Below are 21,830 nucleotides of genomic sequence, written 5' to 3' on the forward strand. Positions count from 1 at the left end.
TCCGCTCTGTGGCGGATTTTTTATCATTGATTGAGTCAAAGCTTACATATCACAAGGCTTCAGCGGTTTACGCAGCTGCGCCCGGACATTATCCATACCGGAGTAAAACTCTTTCATCATCAGCAGACCCATCATCTTGCCGTTATCGGTAATGATCAGCTCATCCGGATTTTTAGGGTCATTCTTGATGGCGCCAATCAGCTTCATCGAGCTCATCTCTTTGAACAGCGCCGTGTCCAGATTAACGCCAAAGGTATCGCGGAAATACTTGCGTGATAGACGGCCAGAGAACATTCCCAGCAGGAAACGATACTGCATCACATCTTTCTTGCTGTACTGCTTTTGCTGCTCAACACCCATCTTGCCGCTGGCGATCCGCTCCTGATACTTGCGCAGCGAGAAAGTATTCACATGCAGGGTATCGTTGAGGAAACTGAATGAGCCTGAACCCACACCCAGATATTCGTCGTAGTCGATAACGTACTCGTCAAAGCCCTCATCGTTGGCCTTACCAAAGGCCCAGGCCGACAACTGGTTGTACTGGCCATTGAGGGTATTGAGGATCATCCGGTACTGGTTGGCCATATCGGCCTGCGGCGCTGCCAGTTTCCCTTTGACGCTCTTGCGGGTCTGGTGGGTGATCATCAGGGGATAAGTGGTGATCTGGCGTGGATCCAGTCTGGAAGCCATATCCAAGTCATGCTGGATCACTTCGTCTGTCTGACCGCGGAAACCGAAGATCAGATCGACATTGATAATAGGAAACAGCTCTTTGGCGGCCATGATCTTGTCGAATGTCTGCTGGCCGGTACCGAACTTTTCCAACCTGTCTGTCATCTTGAGGATGTCATCATTAAAGCTCTGCACCCCGATGGACATGCGGTCAACCAAGCCCTTGAGTTGTTTAAAACCAGGGCTGTCCAGGTGCTGAGGGTCCGATTCACAGGAGACTTCCTTGATGGAAGGGAACAGGGTCTTGGCATACTCGATAGTGCGCGCCAGTTCATCTTCCAGCACAGTCGTAGTGCCGCCGCCTATGTACATGGACTCGAAGTCATAGCCCAACTGCTTGACCATATCCATCTCTTTACGTAGCGCCACAAAATAAGCGCGGGCCTTGTCTTCCTTGAACAGGAAACGATGGAAGGTACAGTAAGAGCAAAGCGTGTGACAGAAAGGGATATGGGCATAGAGCATGTATTTCTTGCCCTCTACCGGTGCCGGCATCACATCCGCAGAAATAGTGTCCAGCCTCAGGTTCTTATCAACATAGTACTGCATCACCTGCTCCATAGCCCCCAGCATCCAGTTGGGTACTGTGATATTGGCTTGGTATGGGGTGACCAGTTGGCGATCGAGAGTTTGGATAATTGACGACATAAGGCTTCCTGTTAGTTTTGCTAATCCTTAGATACCACAATCAGTTAGATTATTTCCAAGGTACTGCCAGCTGTTTGTAGACTACCTCCTGTGGAGTAGTCAAAACGTGAACTGGCTAGAAGATAACAATACCTATCAGTATCGGAAGTGATGTTTTGTTAAGCAGATCATGTTTTAGCATTAACGTATGAAAAATCAACCTTTCGAGGGGTGTCTTTACATCAGGCAACAAAAAGGGGTCCTTAGACCCCTTATATTCAGTTGAGCTTAAACTGTCTGACCACGCTGGTGAGCTGATCTTTGGCGGCTGCCAGCGCCGCTGTGCTGCCGAGTGTTGCTTTACCGCTCTGATTCAGCTCCTCAACCATTTCGCGAATAACGCTGAGGTTGCGGGTAATCTCTTCAGAAACTGAACTCTGCTCTTCGGCGGCCGTAGCTATCTGAGTGCTGAGGCCATTGATATCAAACACATGCTCGGTCAGCCCCTGCAGACTTTCGGCCACCAGTGTCGTGGTATCGGCCGTTGCCTGACAGCTTTGGCGGGTACGATTCATGGCATTGACTGCAGAATCGGCGCCTTGACGCAGCTGCTCCAACATATTGTTGATCTCTGAAGTACTGGCCTGGGTGCGTGCTGCCAATGCCCTGACTTCATCGGCCACTACGGCAAAGCCGCGCCCTTGTTCACCAGCACGGGCCGCTTCAATGGCCGCATTCAGTGCCAACAGGTTGGTTTGCTCGGCAATCTCACCTATTACGTCCAGTACGCCGGCTATTCTGCGGGTGCTCTCATCCATCTCGGCTATGGTCTGGGAGGCACAGTCGACCTCGCTGACCAGCGCCATCACATTGTTGGAAGCCTGTTCGACCGCCTGACGAGATTCATCTCCTTGAGCTCTGGCCTTATCGGTCAACTGCGCTGCTGAAGCAGCATCGTTGGCAACCCCTTGGGCGGTAGCGCTCATTTCTTCAACTGCAGTGACGACCTGGTCAGTTTCCAAGGCGTGGGCCTGCAACGCGGCCGAGTTGGACTCAGACTGCACATTGAGCTCACCGACCTGTTGCGCCATATGTTCAGAAGCTTGGGCAATTTCGCGGATCATGGCTTGTAATCTGTCACTGAGCTGATCCAGATCGGCCGCCAGAGTGCAGAGTTCATTCTTGCCCTGGATCCCTATCTTATGGGTCAGATCCCCTACCGCCAGTCTGGCGACAGATTGCTGGATCCGGCTGACAATAGCCACCAGATGGCGGCTCATTAAGAGTGCCATCAGCAGGGAGGTCACTATGGCAAACAGGATAAGTCCGAGCAAAATGGCTTCGGCATCATCTACCTCGGAAACCGTCATTTCACCTAATTCCTGGTTACGCTTGGTTATCTGCGCCACCAGTTGATTGATCTCGGCACTTACTTCAGGGCCCAGATCTCGCCTTATCGGCGTCAGGACCGGCTCTGTGTCGGTTCGCTCGGCCAATGCCAACTCATCGAAGTAGAGGCGGGTGTATCTGTCGATCCCTGGTTTGAGGATGGCAATTCGCGCGCCGGCATCGTTCATAAAGGCAGTGTCAAATTGGCTCAGTCGGGCTATCAGGTCATGCACCTTATCCTGATGCATGCGTACCCCTTGAGTGTTGTGCACCAGGGAAGCCAGTCGCAGTTGATAGAACTCTTCGCGGATCCCGGCGAAAGTTTCAGTCAGATTGTTGTTGTTCACCAGACGTTCACTGACGTCATTGAGTTGAAAAAATGCACGATAAGCAAAGATGCCGATCACTATCAGTAGCACACTGGACAGCAAAGACGGCAGCATGGATAGCATGCTGGTTCGAGTATTATTGATCATGATGGTATCTGATTGAGTGAAGGGAGTTTGTGTAAGTTTGTTACGTTTGTAGAAGTATTTTACATGTGGGTGATTAAATAATCAATTTTCCACAAACAGCGAAATTGCTTTCAAGCAATTATCTTTAAAGCTTTTTGTTTTGTTTTGGGTGTATTTTTTGCGTCTGAAGGGGATATCGGTTAATCACTTTTTTGTATTGTTGTGTAATTATGTTACTTTTCGCTGTTTGCCGCTGGGAAAATAAGCGCTGGATTAAAATAAATTAATCTTAAAAAACAGTTAATTAAAGATTTAAGCCAACAAAGTAACTTTATATTTCTCTTTAGCTGGCATAAGTACAGAATATAAAAAAATCACCTTGATATTTTTCATTATTGATAAAAAAGCCGTGTCTGTTGACACGGCTTTTCAGTAGAGTGAGTGCTGACCTTAGTCTCTGTATTTCAGAGTACCGTTGGCCTTGATCTCGTCATACCACAGGTTGTGGTGTTGAGTTGCCCAGTTTTCATCACAGTAACCGGAAATCATACACTCCATACCACCCTCAGACATAACAGTCGCCATGAAGATATGCACTATGGAGAAGGCACAGATGATGATGGCACTGATTGAGTGCAATATCAGAGCTATCAGGCTCAGGGTACGGCTGGGTTCAAACAGGTTGGGGAACAACAGCAGCATGCCTGAAGCAGAGATGATCAGCCCAAAGAAAGCAAAGGCCCAGAACCACATCTTCTCACCGGCGTTGGCAAAGCCGGCATCAGGGTGTTTGCCCTTGAAAGGCCCGAAGTTGATGTAACCACCCACTACCATGAACCACTTGACGTCATACATCTTGGGCAACTGGTTCTTGGCCCACAACAGCGTCATCAGCGCCCAACCGAACATGAAGGGAATCGCCATCACGTCGTGCACTTGCTTGGCGCCATTCACCAGAGAAGCCCAGAAGCCTTCACCCAGATACGGCTGGAAGAAGAAACGCCCTGCCAGCAGCACCAAGCCGGTGAGGATCAGCAGTAAGCAGGGAATCGCCCCCAGCCAGTGAATGCTCACATCAAACTTGGACCAGCGATGTACCATCTTGCCGGAGAAACCATGGTGCAGTTTGGAAATACCGTTAACCATGATAAACAGGGCAAAGATGATGATCATACCGAACAGGGCCAGCATCAACCCGGGAGCCAGCCAGTCGCTGCGCAGTTCCAGTACCCGCAGATCATAGGTGTTGATCGGCTGGTTGTGGAACTGACTGTCGGATGTCGTATAACCCGTTGCCCCATCCTTGAGCTGAGCCCAGATCTGGGCATCGCTCGCTTGTGGTTCCACTGGTGCATCAGCACCATTGGCGAAGCATATGGCGCTGAACATGAGCGCAATAGCCAAGCCTATGTGTTTGAACCATTTGTTCATATTAACCTCTCTCACCGGCCCAGCTAAGCCGGGCCGGATATTCGTGCCGTCTGTTACTTCCAGGCGCCGTTTTCGGCACCGCGATAAGCCACACGCTCACGGTAGATGCCGGAAACCACTTCCGCATCACCGGCCAGCAGGGCCTTGGTTGCACAGAGTTCGGCGCACATAGGCAACTTGCCTTCCGCAATACGGTTGGCACCGTATTTCTGACGCTCGGCGTCCGAATGGTTTTCTTCTGGACCACCGGCACAGAAGGTACATTTGTCCATCTTGCCGCGGGAGCCGAAGGCACCTGATTTCGGGAACTGAGGTGCGCCGAATGGACATGCATAGAGACAGTAACCACAACCGATACAAGTATCTTTGTTGTGCAGCACTATGCCGTCTTCGGTGCGGTAGAAGCAGTTGGCAGGACATACGGCCATACAAGGCGCGTCGCTGCAATGCATACAAGCCACAGAGATAGAGGCCTCGCCGGGCTGACCATCCTTGATGGTCACCACGCGGCGACGTTGGATACCCCACTCGAGAGCGGAGTCGTTTTCGTTTTTACAAGCGGTGACACAGCCATTACATTCAATGCAGCGCTTGGTATCACACAGAAATTTCATTGTAGCCATAGTGGCAATTCTCCTCGCTTAAGCTGCACTTATGCTTTGACGATCTGACAAAGCGACGCCTTGGTTTCCTGCATCTGAGTCACTGGGTCATAACCATAGGTCAGCGCAGTGTTACAGGATTCGCCCAATACGTAAGGCACTGTGCCTTCCGGATAGTTGGGCTCCAGGCTCTCGCCGTGCATGATCCCGGCAAAGTGGTAAGGCATCCAGGTCACACCAGGTTTAACCCTTGGGGTCACCATGGCTTGAACCAGAATGCGGCCGCCTTCGGCGCCTTCCAGCCATACCTTCTCACCGTCACGGATACCGCGGTCGGCAGCGTCACCAGGGTTGATCTCAACGAACATCTCCTGCTGCAGCTCTGCCAGCCATGGGTTGGCACGTGATTCTTCACCACCACCCTCGTATTCCACCAGACGACCGGAAGTCAGTACCAGTGGGTACTTGCCACTGACATCTTTCTCCTGGATAGACTTGTACAGAGTCGGTAGACGATGTACTTGCATATCATCGTAGGTTGGATACTTGGCTACCAGATCGCGACGGGCTGTGTACAGCGGCTCGCGGTGTACTGGCACCTGATCAGGGAAGGTCCACACGATACAACGGGCCTTGGCGTTACCGAATGGGATACAACCGTGCTTGACGGCAACCCGGACAATACCGCCGGAAAGGTCTGTCTTCCAGTTCTTGCCTTCGGCTTCGGCTTTCTCTTCAGCAGTCAGCTCGTCCCACCAGCCCAATTGCTTGAGCAGCTTGTCGGAGAACTCAGGATAACCGTCCTGGATTTCAGCACCTTTGGAGAAGGAGCCTTCGGCCAGCAGGTTCTTGCCTTGATATTCCACACCGTAACGGGCACGGAAGTTACCGCCACCGTCTTTGACGTGCTTGCTTGTGTTATAGAGGATCTGGGTACCTGGGTGCTTCATCTCAGGTGTACCCCAACATGGCCAAGGCAGACCATAGGTTTCGCCCTTGCATGGGCCACCTTCGGCTTCCAAAGTTTTGTTGGAGAAAGTGCCCCAGTTCATGGTGTGAGCCTTAATACGCTCAGGGCTCTGGCCGGACATACCGATAGTCCACATACCGCGGTTGATTTCGCGGGTGATGTCTTCAATCAGAGGCAGACCATTTTCTTTCTTGATACGCTTGGTGTACTGCTCGGCGAAGCCCAGTTTCTGTGCCAGACGATACATGATTTCAATATCTGTCTTGGACTCAAACAACGGCTCAATAACCTGCTCACGCCATTGGATAGAACGGCCTGAGTTGGAGATGGAACCACGGGTTTCAAACTGAGTCGCGGCAGGCAGCAGGTAGACGCCATCTTTACGACGGTGCATAACACCGGCCATAGTTGGGAATGGGTCAACAACAACGACTGTATCCATCTTGTCCAGTGCATCACGCACGTCGCGCTGACGGGTTTCAGTGTTGACAGACTGACCCCAGAAGAAGGCCAAACGCACGTTGTCTTTCTGTGCCAGCTTCTGCTTGTCTTCCAACACACCGTCGTGCCAACGGGAACAAGGAATACCCGGAGTCGTCATAGGTTCGCGGCCCAGGTAAGTACCCTGGTCGAAGCGGCTCTTCATCCACTCCATATCCAGATCCCATACGTGGGTCCAGTGTTGCCATGCCGCAGTAGTCAGGCCGTAGTAACCTGGCAGGTTATCGAACAGCAGACCCAGGTCGGTAGCGCCCTGTACGTTATCGTGACCACGGAAAATGTTGGTACCACCACCGGAAACACCCATGTTACCCAGAGCCAGCTGCAGGATACAGTAAGCACGGGTGTTGGCATTACCTACGTGGTGCTGGGTACCACCCATACACCAAACTACAGTGCCTGGACGGTTATCGGCCATCATCTTGGCGGCCTGGTACAGGTATTCTTCGCTACAGCCAGTGATGTTGGCCACTTCTTTAGGTGGGAACTTCTTGGCTTCTGCACGGATGGTTTCCATCTCGAACACACGTTCTTTGATGAAGGTCTTGTCTTCCCAGCCGTTTTCGAAGATATGCCACAACATACCGTAGATAAATGGAATGTCGGTACCCGGACGGATAGAGCAATGCAGATCGGCATGAGCCGCGGTGCGGGAGAAGCGTGGATCAACCACGATCAGCTTGGCATTGTTCTTCTCTTTGGCGATCAGAATGTGCTGCATGGAAACAGGGTGTGCTTCTGCAGGGTTGGCACCAATGAAGAAGATGGCGCGGGCATTCTGAATGTCGTTGAAAGAGTTGGTTTGCGCACCATAGCCCCAGGTGTTGGCCACACCGGCTACAGTGGTAGAGTGACAAATACGGGCAGAGTGGTCGACGTTGTTGGTACCCCACATGGCGGCCAGCTTACGATACATGTAGCAGCCTTCGTTGGAGAACTTTGCACTACCCATAAAGTAAACAGAATCCGGACCCGATTCCTGGCGGATCTTCAGCATCTTGTCACCAACTTCGTTGATGGCCTGATCCCAGCTGATACGCTTCCACTTACCGCCTTCAAGCTTCATTGGATACTTGAGACGCTTCTCACCATGGCCGTGCTCGCGCAGTGCAGCACCTTTGGCACAGTGACCACCGGCGTTGAACGGGTGATCGAAGGCAGGCTCCTGACCAGTCCAAACACCGTTTTGTACTTCGGCATACAAACCACAACCTACGGCACAGGCACTACAAATAGTGCGTTTGACTTCGATAGGCGCATCATGAGGTACATCTTTGGCTTCGGCACGACGTATCATGCCGGTACCCAGCATAGAGGCGGCAGCAATACCGCCGGCAGTAATACCGGCATTTTTCATAAACTGACGACGGCTGATCCCCAGTTTGGGTTTGTCGGCCTTAGGGGCGACATTGGATGTGCGAGTTAACTTCATCGCTTGAGATCTCCTGGATTAGCTACGCAGGCTGTTGTAATAGCTGCGGATATGCGCTGTTTCGTGATAGCCCTTTGTCGCGGACTTCGCTTCAACAGGCTCATTGGCCTGAGCGGCGCTCACCCCTGTTGCAGCAATCGCGGCACCCGCGGCACTGCCTATGGTGATAGCCTTCAGCAGGGATCTGCGGTTCAGATCTGGCTTCTGGTCTTTCATCTTCGCTCCTGATAATTTTCCCCCGCACTGCGGGTGACTCGACTCTTTTTTGTGCACTCCAGCCTATTAACAACTCAAGCTGCGCTTATGTACAAAAAAGGTAAAAAATCCGTTATATATGAATGGAGTCCTTCTTTAAGCATGGGCAATATAAGGCTTTGCAAGAGTATGGGTTTTGATCTGGGACAGTTTGAATGTAAGCCCCATGGGAGCGGCTGTTCAAAGCGTTAACTGCTTCAAACTTTCAATAAAAGGAAAATAGCGAAAGTATCAGGAGAGTGTGGATTCTGAAGTAAATAATGTTAAAAAACAGATCATAAAAAAACACCCCGGCAGGCCGGGGTGTTTGCAGTCTTAAATCAGCTCAGGGGCTCAATTCTCTCGATATTTGAGCGTACCGTTGGCCTTGATTTCGTCGTACCAGACATTGTGGTGCTGCATCGCCCAGTTTTCATCACAGTAACCGGACTTCATACACTCCATACCGCCCTCGGACAGTACGGTCGCCATCCAGATATGCACTATGGTGAAGGCGATGATCAGAATTGCACTGATACCATGCACCAACAGCGCCGCCATCGAGGCTTCGCGGGGCAAATCCAGGTTGGGCAACACCATCATGATGCCGGAAATGCTGATAAACAGACCGAAAATGGCCAGGGTCCAGAACCACATCTTCTCACCGGCGTTGGCAAAACCCGAATCCGGGTGCTTACCCTTGAAGGGGCCGAAGTTGATGTAGCCTCCCACCAGCATGAACCACTTGAGGTCATAGCTCTTGAACAGCTGATCCGGCATCCATTTCACCACCAGTACCGCCCAGGAGACGATAAACAGTGGCCCGACCCAGTCGTGGATCGTCTTGGAGCCATAGATCAGTGCTGCCCAAATATCGCCACTGACATAGGGTTGCAGCACATGCTTGCCCAACATGATGTTGAGCCCGGTGAAGATCAGGATAAGACAGCTGATCGCCACTACCCAGTGGATAATCAGGTCTGCCTTACTCCAGCGGAACACCAACTTACCGGAAAAGCCGTGATGCAGCTTGGATGGGCCATTCACCAGGTAAAAGAGCACGAACGCCCCAAACACGCCGACTACGGCTATTGCCATAACGGGTGTCAGGTACTGATTGCGCAGCTCCTTGCCCTGATTGCCGGCCACGTTGATCAGCACGCCGGTTTCAACGCCTTTAGCTGTGGTATAGCCGGATTCACCGGATTTTACCGCGCGCCAAAGATCGGCCTCACTGGTTTGCGCCTGTTGCTGGCTCGACTGTTCATCGGCGGCCATGGCTGTGGAAGCAAACCCCAGCCCGGCAACCAATACCAGCAGAGCGAACAGACTGCGCAGTGATTTGATTAACATAGTCACTCCTCGTCAGGGTGGGCCTTAGCCCACCCTCGCTCTGTCTCAGTTGATCTCACCGGTCTTGGGATTGTAGCCCCAAATTACATCAGGGTTACCCCGGGCGGCCATCCGCTCACGATAGATGTTGGATACCACTTCCGCGTCACCGGCCAGCAGCGCCTTGGTGGAGCAAAGCTCGGCACACATAGGCAGCTTACCTTCGGCGATACGGTTGGCACCGTACTTCTTGCGCTCGGCTTCAGAGAAGTTTTCCTCTGGACCACCGGCACAGAATGTACATTTATCCATCTTGCCGCGACTGCCGAAGGCGGTCTTTTTCGGGAACTGAGGCGCCCCGAAAGGACAGGCATAGAAGCAGTAACCACAACCGATACAGGTATCTTTGTTGTGCAGCACTATGCCATCGTCAGTGCGGTAGAAGCAGTCTGCAGGACACACGGCCATACAAGGCGCGTCGGTACAATGCATACAGGCAACTGAAATGGACGCTTCACCGGGCTGGCCATCATTGATGGTTACCACGCGGCGACGCTGGATACCCCACTCGAGCGCGGAGTCGTTTTCGTTTTTACAGGCTGTGACGCAACCGTTACACTCGATGCAGCGCTTGGTGTCACATAAGAATTTCATGACTGCCATAATGGCTTATCTCCTCATCAAGTACGGTTAGGCTTTGGTGATCTGGCACAGGCTGGATTTGGTTTCCTGCATCTGTGTCACCACATCATAGCCATAAGTCAGAACCGTGTTGGCCGATTCACCCTGAACGTAAGGAACTGTACCTTCCGGATAATTCTTCACCAGGCTCTCGCCTTCGAAGATACCGGCGAAGTGGTACGGCATGAAACATTCACCGTTGATCACCCGTGGCGTTACCATGGCCTTGACCTTGATCTTGGCGCCTTCTGGGCTGTGTACCCAAACATCGTCGCCATCGCGTAGACCGCGGTCGGCAGCATCTCCTGGGCTGATCTCGATAAACATCTCCTGCTGCAACTCGGCCAACCAAGGGTTGGAACGGGTTTCTTCACCACCGCCTTCATATTCCACCAGACGACCAGAGGTCAGTGCCAGCGGGAAGTCTTTGGAGAAGTCCTTGTCCTGAATTGACTTGTACAGGGTCGGCAGACGCGCCACCATACGGTCTTCGTAGGTGGGGTACTTGGCGACCAGGTCACGACGAGGCGTGTATAGAGGTTCACGGTGCAACGGAATGTCGTCCGGGAAGTTCCATACGATACAACGAGCCTTGGCGTTACCATAAGGGATACAGCCGTGAGCTATGGCCACACGCTGAATACCACCGGAAATATCGGTTTTCCAGTTTTTGCCTTCGGCGTGTTTCTTCTCTTCTTCGGTCAGGTCATCCCACCAACCCAGCTGCTTGAGCATCTTGTCGGTGAACTCAGGGTAACCGTCCTGAATCTCACTGCCTTTGGAGAAGGAACCTTCGGCAAGTATGTTGTTGCCATTGTGCTCAACACCGTAACGGGCACGGAAGTTACCACCGCCGTTGCGGACTTCACGGTCGGTACGATAGAGGATTTGAGTACCTGGATGCTTCATCTCAGGTGTGCCCCAACATGGCCATGGCAGACCATAAGTTTCGCCCTTGGCCGGGCCGCCGGGTGCTTCGAGGGTATCGAAGTCGAAGGTACCCCAGTTTTCTTGGTGCATCTTCAGACGCTCAGGGCTCTGACCTGTGTAACCTATGGTCCACATACCGCGGTTGAACTCGCGGGTGACATCTTCAACCAACGGCTCTTCACCGTTGACCTTGATGTGCTTACAGAACTCTTTCTCAACGCCCCACTTTTTGGCCAACTTGTACATGATCACATGGTCAGGCAGCGACTCGAACAGAGGGTCGATGACCTGAGAACGCCACTGCAGTGAACGGTTGGAAGCTGACACAGAACCATAGGTTTCGAACTGAGTCGCTGCTGGCAGCAGGTAGACGCCATCTTTACGCTGGTGCATAACACCGGCCATGGTTGGGAATGGGTCAACGACTACCACAGTGTCCATCTTGTTCAGTGCTTCACGCACCTCACGGCCACGGGTTTCGGTGTTGACTGACTGACCCCAGAAGAAGGCCAGACGGATATTGTCTTTCTGGGCAATCTTGTTCTTGTCTTCCAGCACACCGTCGTGCCAGCGGGAACAAGGGATACCGGCTGAAGTCTGTGGCTTCTGGCCCAGATACTCGCCCTGATCGAAACGGCTGTTGACCCAGGCAGGATCCAGATCCCACACATTGCACCAATGCGCCCAGGCGCCGGAAGTCAGACCATAGTAGCCAGGTAGGTTATCGAACAGCAGACCAAAGTCAGTGGCGCCCTGTACGTTGTCGTGACCACGGAAGATGTTGGTACCACCACCGGAAACACCCATGTTACCCAGGGCCAACTGCAGGATACAGTAAGCACGGGTATTGGCGTTACCCACGTGGTGCTGAGTACCACCCATACACCAAACGATAGTGCCGGGCTTGTGCTCGGCCATCATCTTGGCGACGCGACGCATTTGAGCTTCACCGACACCGGCAACATGCTCAACCTCGGCAGGGTTGTACTTCTTCACCTCTTCGCGGATACGTTCCATGCCGTACACACGCTGATCGATAAAGCTCTGATCTTCCCAGCCGTTTTCGAAGATATGCCACAGCAGACCGTAGATGAAAGGAATGTCGGTACCGGGACGGATATGCACGTACTCGTCAGACTTAGCTGCAGTACGGGTGAAACGTGGATCAACCACTATGACTTTGGCACCGCGCTCTTTACCTACCAGAATGTGTTGCATCGCCACAGGGTGAGCTTCACTGGGGTTGGAGCCGATAAACAGCATGCACTTGGCATTGTGCATATCGTTGAAGGAGTTGGTTTGCGCACCATAGCCCCAGGTGTTGGCCACACCGGCTACAGTGGTAGAGTGACAAATACGCGCCGAGTGGTCGACGTTGTTGGTGCCCCACATGGCTGCGAGTTTGCGGTACAGGTAAGACTGTTCGTTGGAGAACTTGGCACTACCCATGAAGTACACAGAGTCAGGGCCGGATTCTTCGCGGATCTTCAGCATCTTGTCGCCGACTTCATTGATAGCCTGCTCCCAGCTGAGACGTTTCCACTTACCGCCTTCGAGTTTCATTGGATACTTGAGACGTTTCTCACCATGGCCGTGCTCACGCAGTGACGCGCCCTTGGCACAGTGACCACCGCGGTTGAATGGATGGTCCACGGCAGGTTCCTGCCCGGTCCAAACACCGTTTTGCACTTCGGCGTAAATACCACAACCTACTGAACAGTGAGAGCAGATAGTACGCTTCACTTCGGTTGGGGCATCGTGAGGAATATCTTTGGCTTCGGCTTTACGCATCATTCCTGCGCCCAGCATAGATGCTGCGGCAATCCCACCGGTAGCCAAACCGGCAGACTTAAGGAACTGACGACGATTCAGACCCAGAGCGGGCTTTGCAGCCACCGCGGCCTGGTCTGTTTTGCGGGTTAATCGCATCACATACTCTCCTTATCGTTATTTGTTACGCAGTGAGGCGTAATAATTGCGCACATGGTCAGTCTCACGGTAGCCCTCACCCTTTGGCACTTCTGGTGCTTCAGGCTTGGCCGCCAAGGCTTGACCACTGACAGTCGCAACCGCGCCTGCCGCACTGCCGATCGCCAATGCCTTGAGCAGTTGACGACGACCCATGTCGGAAGCTTGCTTCTTCATAGTGTCTCCTCGTGTTGAAGGTAGACGGGGGAAACTCCCCCGCATGCTTTAGCCCGTGTTGCCACGGACAAATTCTCAGGCCAGCTCGCTGGCTTTGGGCTGGATCTGTACCGCCGGGGTTTCCACCACAGGCGTGCTCAGCACCAGCTGTTCAAACTCATTGATTTCGGTTTCAAAGAAGGCCCGGCCGAGTTGTGCCACCACGGCGTAAAACGCGGCGGAGGGACAACGGGACAAGGTATCGAAGAAACGTATGATCCAGCTGCCGATATGGCGGCGGTAGAAGGCCAGTTGCTGGTGGGCCGGAGCTTCCAGCAGCAGTATGCCCATTACCTCGCACAGAGCGGCGACATGATCTTCCGGTTCCTTGACATTTTCTTCGCGCTCGAAGCCCAGTTGCATCAGGTCCTGACGCAGCAGAGCCAAGGGCTTGTCCATCAGCGAACCTGTCATAAACCAGCTACCGTAGGGCAGGATTTCCCCTGAGCCTACGCCGAGGAAGATGTTGAAATACTCATCTTCCAGCTGGTTACTGTCGAATTGTACGGCCGCCAACTTGAGCGCCAACCAGGCCTTGGTCATCTCACTGTCGTCATTGGCGTCGACTTCGAGGTCGCCAAGAAAACTCAGCAATTCCGGGCTGGGGTGGCGCCTTAACAGCGCCGCCAGCAGCTGATAGATATCTGCTCTAAGCTGATCGTTTTCTGATACTTCTCTTACTGTTTCGGTCATAGCGGATCTCTTATCTCAGTTGCTTTTCCGGATCCTGGAGTATGTCTTCAAACATATCCTTCACCCGGCAATCACCACACATCTTTAAGCGCTCTATGTTGGCGCTGAAAGCGCTGTGGCTTCCGACCATATCCAGCATCCGGTGCACCATAGACTGGGTCGCGAACGGCGCTCCACAACGAATACATTCGAACGGAGCTTCTTCTTTCAGGATCCGGCGCTGCTGCCGTGCAGCCTTATCCAGATTGACCTGAGGAGTCAGGCTGATCACCTTCTCCGGGCAGGCAGCCTCACATAGGCCACACTGCACACAATCCTGCTCGACAAAATACAGTGCCGGAGTGTCGCCACCGTCGGTCAGCGCCTGGGTAGGGCAGGTCGCGACACAGGACATACACAAGGTGCACTTGTCGGCATTGATATTCACCAGGCCATAGGGGATATTGCCCATGGTCAGTTGAGTATCAACATTGGCTGCTTGCTCATTGAGATGGTCGATAGCAGCGTACAGCTGGGTGCGCTTGTTACCCTCAGAGAGCACAGCAGGTACTATCACGGGCCAGTCCAGACTTACATCCAGTATAGGCCAGAGATTGGCAAGCTCGGCTTCGTCGATAACCCGAATCCTTTGAGGCTGTCCCATCTCATCCAAAATGGCATTGGCCAATCCCAGTTCGCCCTTGAGCATTTGGGTCAGGGTAGGGGCCGTAGCGCTGGTGTTGAGGATCAACACCTGGCGCGCTCCCCAAGCCAGAGAAGCCATCCAGTGATCCATGCTGGCCACAGTGACTTCTTCCAGTGCCACAGGGAGAACCTCGCCCGGCAACTCGTCATTGATCAAGGCGCCGCCCTGTCCCATGTCGTGGAACAGAACTACAGGCGCGGTTTGGGCTTGCTCGCGGAAGCGGGAAATCAACTTATTCAGGTATGAATGCAGCGCCTGAGGGGTTGGCTGGTCGTAGGCAATGGCCCCGGTTGGACAGGCATTGGTGCAACTGCCGGCGCCGTGGCACAGATAAGGGTCTATCTCAATCTGCTTGGCCACGCTCTTGATAGCATCGGCCGGACAGAAGTTGAGGCAGCGGTTACAACCATTATTGCCGTTGCGATTGTGGGCACAGAGATCGGCGTTGACCTTGACATAGCGCGGCTTGTCAAACTGGCCGATCATCTGGGGCAACTCTTGCAAGGCTTCGGCCAGTTTCTGCGGGTCCTGACCCACATAGAAATAGCCGGGTGGCAGCATTTCCAACTGAATTTGCGGCTCCCGGCTCAGGTCGAGGATCAGGTCAAAATGCGGCTTGCGCAGAGCAACCACACTGAGCTCGGCGGCGCCGTTGTCATGTTCGACACTCACCTGGAATTGACCGAGGAAGCCTTTGATGCCAATCAGCTTGTTGTAGTAGCTCTCAACCTCTTCGGCGGCAGCCATTACGGCTTCGAGGTGGGCCTCTTCCTGGCTGGTGATCGGCTCATTGGCCAAGATCACTCTGCCGGCCATGGCAGACAGTTTGTCTGCCGCCAGCCGGGCCAGATCTTCAGGGCCTATCACCAGGACATTCCCCTCTGTGGTGTAACTTACGGTCGGTGGGATCAGGTTTTGCAGAATCTGAGTCTGCTGGCTGACCTCACGACGCACCTGCCGCAGCGCTTGCTGGGCGGGATTATTGCTCACACTATTGTTCACTTTGCGTTCCTGAACAGTTTATGGCGGTGGCCGTATTCTTTATCTTGCTGCTTTTATTATTGATTTACAGCTTGCTATAGCCTGAATACAGCAATTCACATACCAAATTTATGGGCATTAAAGGCTGTTAAACTGACGTCAAACAACCGGCTTATGAGTTTCTGCCACTGTATCTGAGGCATTTTGGGCTTCTGCCGTCATTTCCCCGTCCAAATTGTCCGCCGGCGACTGTGGCGCAGATTGCTCGGCTAACTGTGGCGTGTCGACCTCGGCATCTTCTAGGGAAGCATCGGCTTCGGCTAAGGCTTCTTCTGCTTCTTCCGGCTCCTCTTTTTCCAGTACGTGACGGAAAACTTTCTTGGCCAATTCTGCAGAGGCTTCAGCGGTTAGCTTGGGCTGGTTGCTGTAATCGAGTGCGTACTCGAGTAAGCCGTCGATTTCATTGAAGTGAGGTTGCTTCCACAGGGTGCGCAGTGCAGCGGTCTTGACAGCCGGGTCGACATTTTTGGCCATAAAGCTGGCGAAACTGCCGCCAACCTCGATACCGTTGGGGTCGGGCAAGTCTTCGGCGGTCAGCAGTTTTTCTTCCTGCGACTCAGGCTCTGACAGAGTTTCGAGCGCAGCCTGAGTTTCCGGCTCTGCCTCTGCCACAATTTCCGCTTGGGGAGGTGTTTCTTGCAGCGGTTCATCGACAGGAGTTTCACCGTCCAGTACCTGTTGTTTGCGCAGTGCCCAACGGCTCAGGAATCCACTCTTTTCGGCCATTAGTGCCTCCGAATGTTGTCTTCGGCCAATTCCTTGCGGCGGTTAACATGTTTGCGCCTGTGGGCGGTGATTTCCACTTCACCGTGACGGGTTATAAAGGCTTCAATCCAGCAGGCAATCGCCTCCGGCATCGGCATGTTCAGCACTGGGGTATCCCCTTCGAGACAGCCGGCTGCGACATTTTGGTCGGCGGAGATGGCGGCCGGGATCCAGTTGCCCTCGACATCTTCGTCACAGACGATGTAAAGCATGGGATTGTCCATATCCAGATTAAGGCGGTAACTGGCACGCTCATCACGAAATAACTCCAGTAGAACCAGCTTGGATCCGGGCGGCGCCTCATGAGTGGCGGGCACGATTTGGTCCAGCTCCCAGCTGATGGATGTCCAACGACCGACCTGTTTCTCCACTTTTTTCAGTGAAACGTACATGGGCCATACGCTTTCGGAATGTTGCATACTGACTCTCCCTCCCGATGGGATTATTTTCGGGCATAAGTAAGACCTCTATGACATTGCAATTTTAGTGCCAGTTGCCATATGAGAAATAAGTTTGAACTTGATCATCTATTTAAGGCTAAAAGTAGGACATTTTGTCCAATATGTAATCTGGTTTGGGACATTCATGACCTGGGTATTGTCGACGCTTGCTGCGGATCACGCATTTTGCAGCCTGAACCCTGTGACGGTATAAATATTGCTATGCTGTGGCCCATGCTCTCTATGAAGGTTTAATAATGACCCGTGCCAAACCCCAATTGATCAAGACCAATACCCAGGTACCTTTGACCATTGCCGTAACTGCGGTCGATGAAAATGGCCAACTGCAGGAGAAGTATGTCGCCTGTGAAAGGCCGCTGACGGTTTACCTCAACTGGCGACCAATAGTCACCCTGATGACCTTGGGCGCAAGAGCCGAGGCTCTGGCACTGGGTTACCTTAAGAATCAAGGTTTTATTAATGATGTTTCGCAACTGGAATCTGTGATTGTTGACTGGGATGTGGCTTCCGCGGCCGTGATCACCCGGGAGCAGACTGAGGATCTGGATGCCAAACTGGCCGACAAGACGGTCACCACAGGCTGCGGCCAGGGCACGGTATTCGGCGGCTTTATGGAAGGGTTGGACGACATAGTCCTGCCGCAGCCGAAACTGAAGCAGAGCATGCTCTACTCCCTGTTGAAAAACATCAGTGAATACAATCAGACTTACAAGAATGCCGGTGCTGTTCACGGCTGTGGTCTGTGTGAAGCGGATAAGATAAAGTCCTTTGTCGAAGATGTTGGCCGCCACAATGCGGTGGATACTCTGGCCGGGGAGATGTGGCTGGAGCAGGACAGAGGCGACAACAAGATTTTCTACACCACGGGACGGCTTACTTCCGAGATGGTTATCAAGGTTGCCAAGATGGGGATCCCTGTGCTTTTGTCCCGCAGCGGTGTTACCCAGATGGGCCTGGAATTGGCGCAGAAGTTGGGGATCACCATGGTCGCCCGTGCCAAGGGACGCCATTTCCTGGTGTACAATGGCGCCGAGAATATTGAGTTTGATGCCAGCAATCCACGCTGATACCCAAGATACCAAGGAGAAGTGATGACGGAGCCCAGTGAACTTGTCTATATGAGCGCCAAGCAGGTGGCCGAGTATCTGGACCTCAATGAAAAAAAGGTCTATGCCATGGCCAATGAGCGTATGCTACCGGCGACCAAAATCACAGGTAAGTGGCTGTTTCCAAAGATACTAATCGACCGTTGGATCATGGACTCCTGCCACAGTGGCATGTTGACAGATCGCTTGCTGATCACCGGCAGTGATGACCCCTTGTTATCGATGCAGGTGGCCAGGCTGATGGCCCAGGTAGGCAGTCGAGAACTTATTAGCTACAGCGCTACAGGTTCCCGCCTGGGGCTGGAGCTCTTGTCCAAGGGCTATGCCGATGTCTGTACCTTACATTGGGGCAGTTTGGAAGAGCGTAATATTCGTCATACGGCGTTGCTGAAGGGGTATCCCAACCACCAGCAATGGATCATGGTTCACGGCTATAACCGCCAGCAGGGGTTGATAGTGCGGCCGGATATGCACCACAGGTGTCAGGAAGAGAGCAAGGTGTTGCAACTCTCCTGGCGCTGGGTCACCCGCCAGGGCGGTGCCGGCAGCCAGCAACATCTGGAACATTGGCTGTTGAAGCAGGGTGCCAAGCTTGAGCAGCTCAACTCAGTACTCACCGCCTTCAGTGAAAGGGAGTTGGCCGGGTATATTGCCCGGGGTGATGCCGATATCGGCTTTGGTTGTCAGGCGGTCGCCATGGAAAGTGGCTTGAGCTTTGTGCCCTTGGTGACAGAGTCCTTCGACTTTGTCATGCCGCAGGGGATCTATTTCCGCCGTCAATTACAGCAGCTGTTCAAGATGCTCGGCGGTAGCCACACCCGGCAGATGGCCGCTCTGCTCGGTGGTTACGATCTCACCGATTGCGGCCGGTTGCTGTGGAGTCCGGAGTAGATCGGATTTTCAATCCAATTTGAGGTCTGCCTTTGGCGGGCCTCAAGCCTTGAACTTCCACCACTGAAGTCTGGCGGCTGCATCGAAGAAACTCCAGGCTAACACCCGGGTTTGCTTATTGCCCTGTTGCATCTCCAATATCTTGACCTCTTTGGCGCCAAGCCGCGTTAACGCCTGTTGACAGGGTTTGAGGTTGTCACTCTTGGACACCAAGGAAGAAAACCACAGCACTTGTCCACCATATTCGCGACTTTCGTGAATCATCCTCAGTAAGAAGCCCAACTCGCCGCCATCGCACCAAAGCTCGGCCTGACAGCCGCCAAAGTTCAGTTTATGCTCCTGACGCTGATGTTGCTCGCCGCGACTTGCCGCCAGATTGCGCTGCTTGCGTTCGCTGCCACTGCGGGCATCGGCGGCCGAGGCATGAAACGGCGGATTACAGAGGCTGAAGTCAAAACACTCCCCCGCCTGCAAAAGACCATGAAATATCTGTTCCGGTTCGGGTTGCAGTCGCAGTTCAATGGCACCAGTCAGCTTGGGATTGTGCTGCAAAACGCCGGCGACATTGTCCAGCGCCACAGGGTTGATATCGGCGCCGACAAACTGCCAGCCGTAGACACTTGAGCCAAGCAAGGGGTAGATGCCATTGGCTCCCGTGCCTATATCCAGGCCGCGAATACGCCGGCCTTGGGGGATTTTACCGCCTTCGGCCAGCAGATCGGCGATATGGTGCAAATAGTCTACTCGTCCGGGAATTGGCGGGCACAGATAGCCCTCAGGCAACTGCCAGTCCTGGATATGGTAATGGTGCTGCAATAGGGCGGCATTGAGGGCCAAGACAGCTTGCGGTTCGGCAAAGGGAATCGAAACCTGGCCATAGTCTCTGGTGATAAGGTGAGGCGCGAGCGCAGGGTAACTGGCGGCCAGAGCAGCAAAGTCATAGCCCTGGCGGTGCAGGTTGCGCGGGTGCAAGCCCTTGTTCTTGGCTTTTCCGCCCGTTTTAACCAAGGTTTTGCCGGCTTTTTGAGTCGTCTTTTGCGGCTTTTTCTTTACCTCGGCCCAGGCCTTGCCTTTCGAAGCGTTGAGCCGACGCTTTGTTACCTCAGTCATACAGGTACTTGGTAAACAGCAGATTCACCACCAGTGCCCGACCGGTTTCCTGCTCCAGCAAACGATTGACTGTGTCGTAACATTCACGGCGGATCTCTTCTCTGCCGGTAAGCGACTTGACCCTGTCCTCGGGTTGATTACCGAGAATCTCCACTATCGCGGCTCGCAGCAGGGGATCATGGTGTTGCAAGGCTACCAAGTCCTGGGGATCTTTCACCATCAGCTCAACACTGATGCGTACAAACCCCAACTTCTTGCGGTTGGAGATATAGTTGGTCACTATTTCAGGTTCAAAGCCATAATAGGCATAGGTATCTTCGGCAGGCTTTTCATCGGCCGCCATCACAGGCTGCAACATGCCGGCCAGCATAAAAAACAACAGTGTCAAAATGCGTTTCATATTGAGTTTCCAGCTCCCGTGACTTGTGCAGACGCCCCTTGCGATCTATCTGCTTGTGGGCAAGCGTGATAGACTCCCGAGTTGTAATATTGTACCGGGTATCCGATGAGTGTGACCAGTTTAAGCTTTCCTTATGGTGAATCAATTCAGTGGTTTTCGCCAGAGCAATTACAACAACTCCCCGCAGCGCCATTGCATGATTGGCTACTGGCGACCGGCAGTCTCACCAAGAGACTCAAAAGTTGCTGCAATCACTTTGAGGTCAAACTGCTCGGCGAAGCCATGCTGCCCACCGCAGCTCAGGAATGGCAGGGTAAGGAGCACAAAGCCATCTGGATCAGAGAAGTGCTGCTCTGCCTGGACGGGACTCCCTGGGTCTTTGGCCGCACCCTGATCCCGGCAAAGCTGCTGGAGCAACAGCAGAGACTGGGTAAGTTGGGTACTCGCCCCTTGGGAGAATTGTTATTTGGTGATATCGGCTTTGAACCCGGCGCTATAGAGGTTGCCTGCTTCGATAACCATTCACGGGTCGCTTCCCTCGCAGATTCACTGTCGCAACCTACCACAGAGGCTATCTGGGGCAGAAGACGTTATTTTCACTTTCAGGAGCAGCAACTGATTGTCGGTGAAATCTTCCTGCCGGCGGCGGTTGCCGCCATCCATCAAGGCCAACTTACGCCTTGAACAAGGGCTTGTAATCCCTCTCTTGAATTCCCCAAAACATACAAGGGACGCCAAAGCGTCCCTTATTCTGTCAACGCCTGCGCCGCCAGGCGATCAGCGCCAGCCCCAATAGGCTCAGGCTGCCGAGACTACCGCCACCGCCGCCGGAACTGCTTTCAGTCGTATTGGGCACAACCGGGTTGGAGACCACCAAGGTGCGACTATTACTGCTCTGATTATTCTGTGAGTCAGTCACTGTCAGGCGCACACTGTAGCTGCCCGCCGCACTGTAGGTATGCGAGGGAGAAGCAACTGTGCTGCTCTGGCCATCACCAAAGTCCCACTGATAACTGAGTTCTCCGCTGCCACCGCGGCTGAGATTATTGAACTGCACGGTTAAACCTGTACCACTGATATCGAACAGCGCCGACAGAGGAATGCTGACAGTCAGTTGCAAGCTGGTCACGGAAGTCGGAGGCCAAGCGTCTTAGGAAGACAATTCGTATCCGCAACTC

At 53.2% G+C, this 21,830-nt stretch carries 20 protein-coding genes; 3 read left to right on the top strand and 17 right to left on the bottom strand.

Annotation, left to right across the window (positions count from 1 at the left end):
• Window positions 1-42: 42 nt before the first annotated feature.
• From CX651_RS05140 to CX651_RS05205, 14 genes are all read right to left on the bottom strand, one after another.
• On the bottom strand, window positions 43-1,380 hold the full coding sequence (locus CX651_RS05140) for a coproporphyrinogen III oxidase family protein (RefSeq protein WP_101054246.1): 1,338 nt from the start codon (window positions 1,378-1,380) through the stop codon (window positions 43-45).
• 257 nt (window positions 1,381-1,637) lie between these two features.
• Window positions 1,638-3,224, bottom strand: a complete 1,587-nt coding sequence (locus CX651_RS05145) for a methyl-accepting chemotaxis protein (protein ID WP_101054249.1) — start codon at window positions 3,222-3,224, stop codon at window positions 1,638-1,640.
• A gap of 429 nt (window positions 3,225-3,653) precedes the next feature.
• On the bottom strand, window positions 3,654-4,634 hold the full coding sequence (locus tag CX651_RS05150; protein WP_101054252.1) for a formate dehydrogenase subunit gamma: 981 nt from the start codon (window positions 4,632-4,634) through the stop codon (window positions 3,654-3,656).
• A gap of 53 nt (window positions 4,635-4,687) precedes the next feature.
• Complete coding sequence (gene fdh3B / locus CX651_RS05155) at window positions 4,688-5,257, bottom strand: formate dehydrogenase FDH3 subunit beta (RefSeq protein ID WP_025010615.1); 570 nt, start codon at window positions 5,255-5,257, stop codon at window positions 4,688-4,690.
• A 29-nt stretch (window positions 5,258-5,286) separates the two neighbouring features.
• Entirely contained in the window at window positions 5,287-8,139 is a 2,853-nt protein-coding gene (locus tag CX651_RS05160; RefSeq protein ID WP_101054255.1) for a molybdopterin-dependent oxidoreductase, read from the bottom strand.
• Between the two features lie 18 nt (window positions 8,140-8,157).
• Window positions 8,158-8,355, bottom strand: coding sequence for a twin-arginine translocation signal domain-containing protein (locus CX651_RS05165; RefSeq protein ID WP_101054258.1), 198 nt, complete (start codon window positions 8,353-8,355; stop codon window positions 8,158-8,160).
• Window positions 8,356-8,727: 372 nt separating this feature from the next.
• Window positions 8,728-9,726 carry a formate dehydrogenase subunit gamma gene (locus tag CX651_RS05170; RefSeq protein WP_039035147.1) on the bottom strand — a complete coding sequence of 333 codons (999 nt, stop codon included), beginning with the start codon at window positions 9,724-9,726 and terminating at the stop codon, window positions 8,728-8,730.
• A gap of 45 nt (window positions 9,727-9,771) precedes the next feature.
• Window positions 9,772-10,368 (bottom strand): formate dehydrogenase FDH3 subunit beta, encoded by a 597-nt coding sequence (fdh3B, locus tag CX651_RS05175; RefSeq protein ID WP_039035146.1) that lies wholly within the window; start codon window positions 10,366-10,368, stop codon window positions 9,772-9,774.
• 27 nt (window positions 10,369-10,395) lie between these two features.
• Window positions 10,396-13,245 carry a molybdopterin-dependent oxidoreductase gene (locus tag CX651_RS05180; RefSeq protein ID WP_101054261.1) on the bottom strand — a complete coding sequence of 950 codons (2,850 nt, stop codon included), beginning with the start codon at window positions 13,243-13,245 and terminating at the stop codon, window positions 10,396-10,398.
• Window positions 13,246-13,263: 18 nt separating this feature from the next.
• A complete protein-coding gene (locus CX651_RS05185) occupies window positions 13,264-13,461 on the bottom strand; it encodes a twin-arginine translocation signal domain-containing protein (protein WP_025010612.1) in 198 nt (65 codons plus the stop codon).
• 75 nt (window positions 13,462-13,536) lie between these two features.
• Complete coding sequence (locus tag CX651_RS05190) at window positions 13,537-14,193, bottom strand: TorD/DmsD family molecular chaperone (protein ID WP_039035144.1); 657 nt, start codon at window positions 14,191-14,193, stop codon at window positions 13,537-13,539.
• A 10-nt stretch (window positions 14,194-14,203) separates the two neighbouring features.
• Window positions 14,204-15,868, bottom strand: a complete 1,665-nt coding sequence (locus tag CX651_RS05195; protein WP_101054299.1) for a 4Fe-4S binding protein — start codon at window positions 15,866-15,868, stop codon at window positions 14,204-14,206.
• Window positions 15,869-16,018: 150 nt separating this feature from the next.
• Entirely contained in the window at window positions 16,019-16,645 is a 627-nt protein-coding gene (locus tag CX651_RS05200) for a DUF3306 domain-containing protein (protein ID WP_101054264.1), read from the bottom strand.
• A complete protein-coding gene (locus CX651_RS05205; protein WP_101054266.1) occupies window positions 16,645-17,103 on the bottom strand; it encodes a DUF3305 domain-containing protein in 459 nt (152 codons plus the stop codon). The genes CX651_RS05200 and CX651_RS05205 overlap by 1 nt, the downstream gene beginning before the upstream one ends.
• A gap of 278 nt (window positions 17,104-17,381) precedes the next feature.
• Here CX651_RS05205 and CX651_RS05210 point away from each other — a divergent pair, with 278 nt between their 5' ends.
• Both CX651_RS05210 and CX651_RS05215 read left to right on the top strand, forming a co-directional pair.
• Window positions 17,382-18,212: a formate dehydrogenase accessory sulfurtransferase FdhD gene (locus CX651_RS05210; RefSeq protein WP_101054269.1), complete on the top strand. Its 831-nt coding sequence runs from the start codon at window positions 17,382-17,384 to the stop codon at window positions 18,210-18,212.
• Window positions 18,213-18,236: 24 nt separating this feature from the next.
• Window positions 18,237-19,142 carry a helix-turn-helix transcriptional regulator gene (locus tag CX651_RS05215; protein WP_039035141.1) on the top strand — a complete coding sequence of 302 codons (906 nt, stop codon included), beginning with the start codon at window positions 18,237-18,239 and terminating at the stop codon, window positions 19,140-19,142.
• A gap of 42 nt (window positions 19,143-19,184) precedes the next feature.
• On the opposite strand, the gene rlmF is transcribed toward CX651_RS05215, so the two are convergent.
• Window positions 19,185-20,252, bottom strand: coding sequence for a 23S rRNA (adenine(1618)-N(6))-methyltransferase RlmF (rlmF, locus tag CX651_RS05220; RefSeq protein ID WP_101054272.1), 1,068 nt, complete (start codon window positions 20,250-20,252; stop codon window positions 19,185-19,187).
• A complete protein-coding gene (locus CX651_RS05225; protein ID WP_100143257.1) occupies window positions 20,245-20,652 on the bottom strand; it encodes a flagellar basal body-associated protein FliL in 408 nt (135 codons plus the stop codon). The genes rlmF and CX651_RS05225 overlap by 8 nt, the downstream gene beginning before the upstream one ends.
• A gap of 105 nt (window positions 20,653-20,757) precedes the next feature.
• Here CX651_RS05225 and CX651_RS05230 point away from each other — a divergent pair, with 105 nt between their 5' ends.
• Window positions 20,758-21,336 (top strand): chorismate--pyruvate lyase family protein, encoded by a 579-nt coding sequence (locus CX651_RS05230; RefSeq protein ID WP_101054275.1) that lies wholly within the window; start codon window positions 20,758-20,760, stop codon window positions 21,334-21,336.
• A gap of 70 nt (window positions 21,337-21,406) precedes the next feature.
• Here the strand turns inward: CX651_RS05230 and CX651_RS05235 are convergent, their stop codons facing one another.
• Window positions 21,407-21,781, bottom strand: coding sequence for a PKD domain-containing protein (locus tag CX651_RS05235; RefSeq protein WP_101054278.1), 375 nt, complete (start codon window positions 21,779-21,781; stop codon window positions 21,407-21,409).
• Between the last annotated feature and the right edge of the window lie 49 nt (window positions 21,782-21,830).

Origin of the sequence: Shewanella chilikensis (assembly GCF_002836945.1) — a bacterium.
In the GTDB taxonomy this organism is placed as follows: Bacteria; Pseudomonadota; Gammaproteobacteria; order Enterobacterales; family Shewanellaceae; genus Shewanella; species Shewanella chilikensis.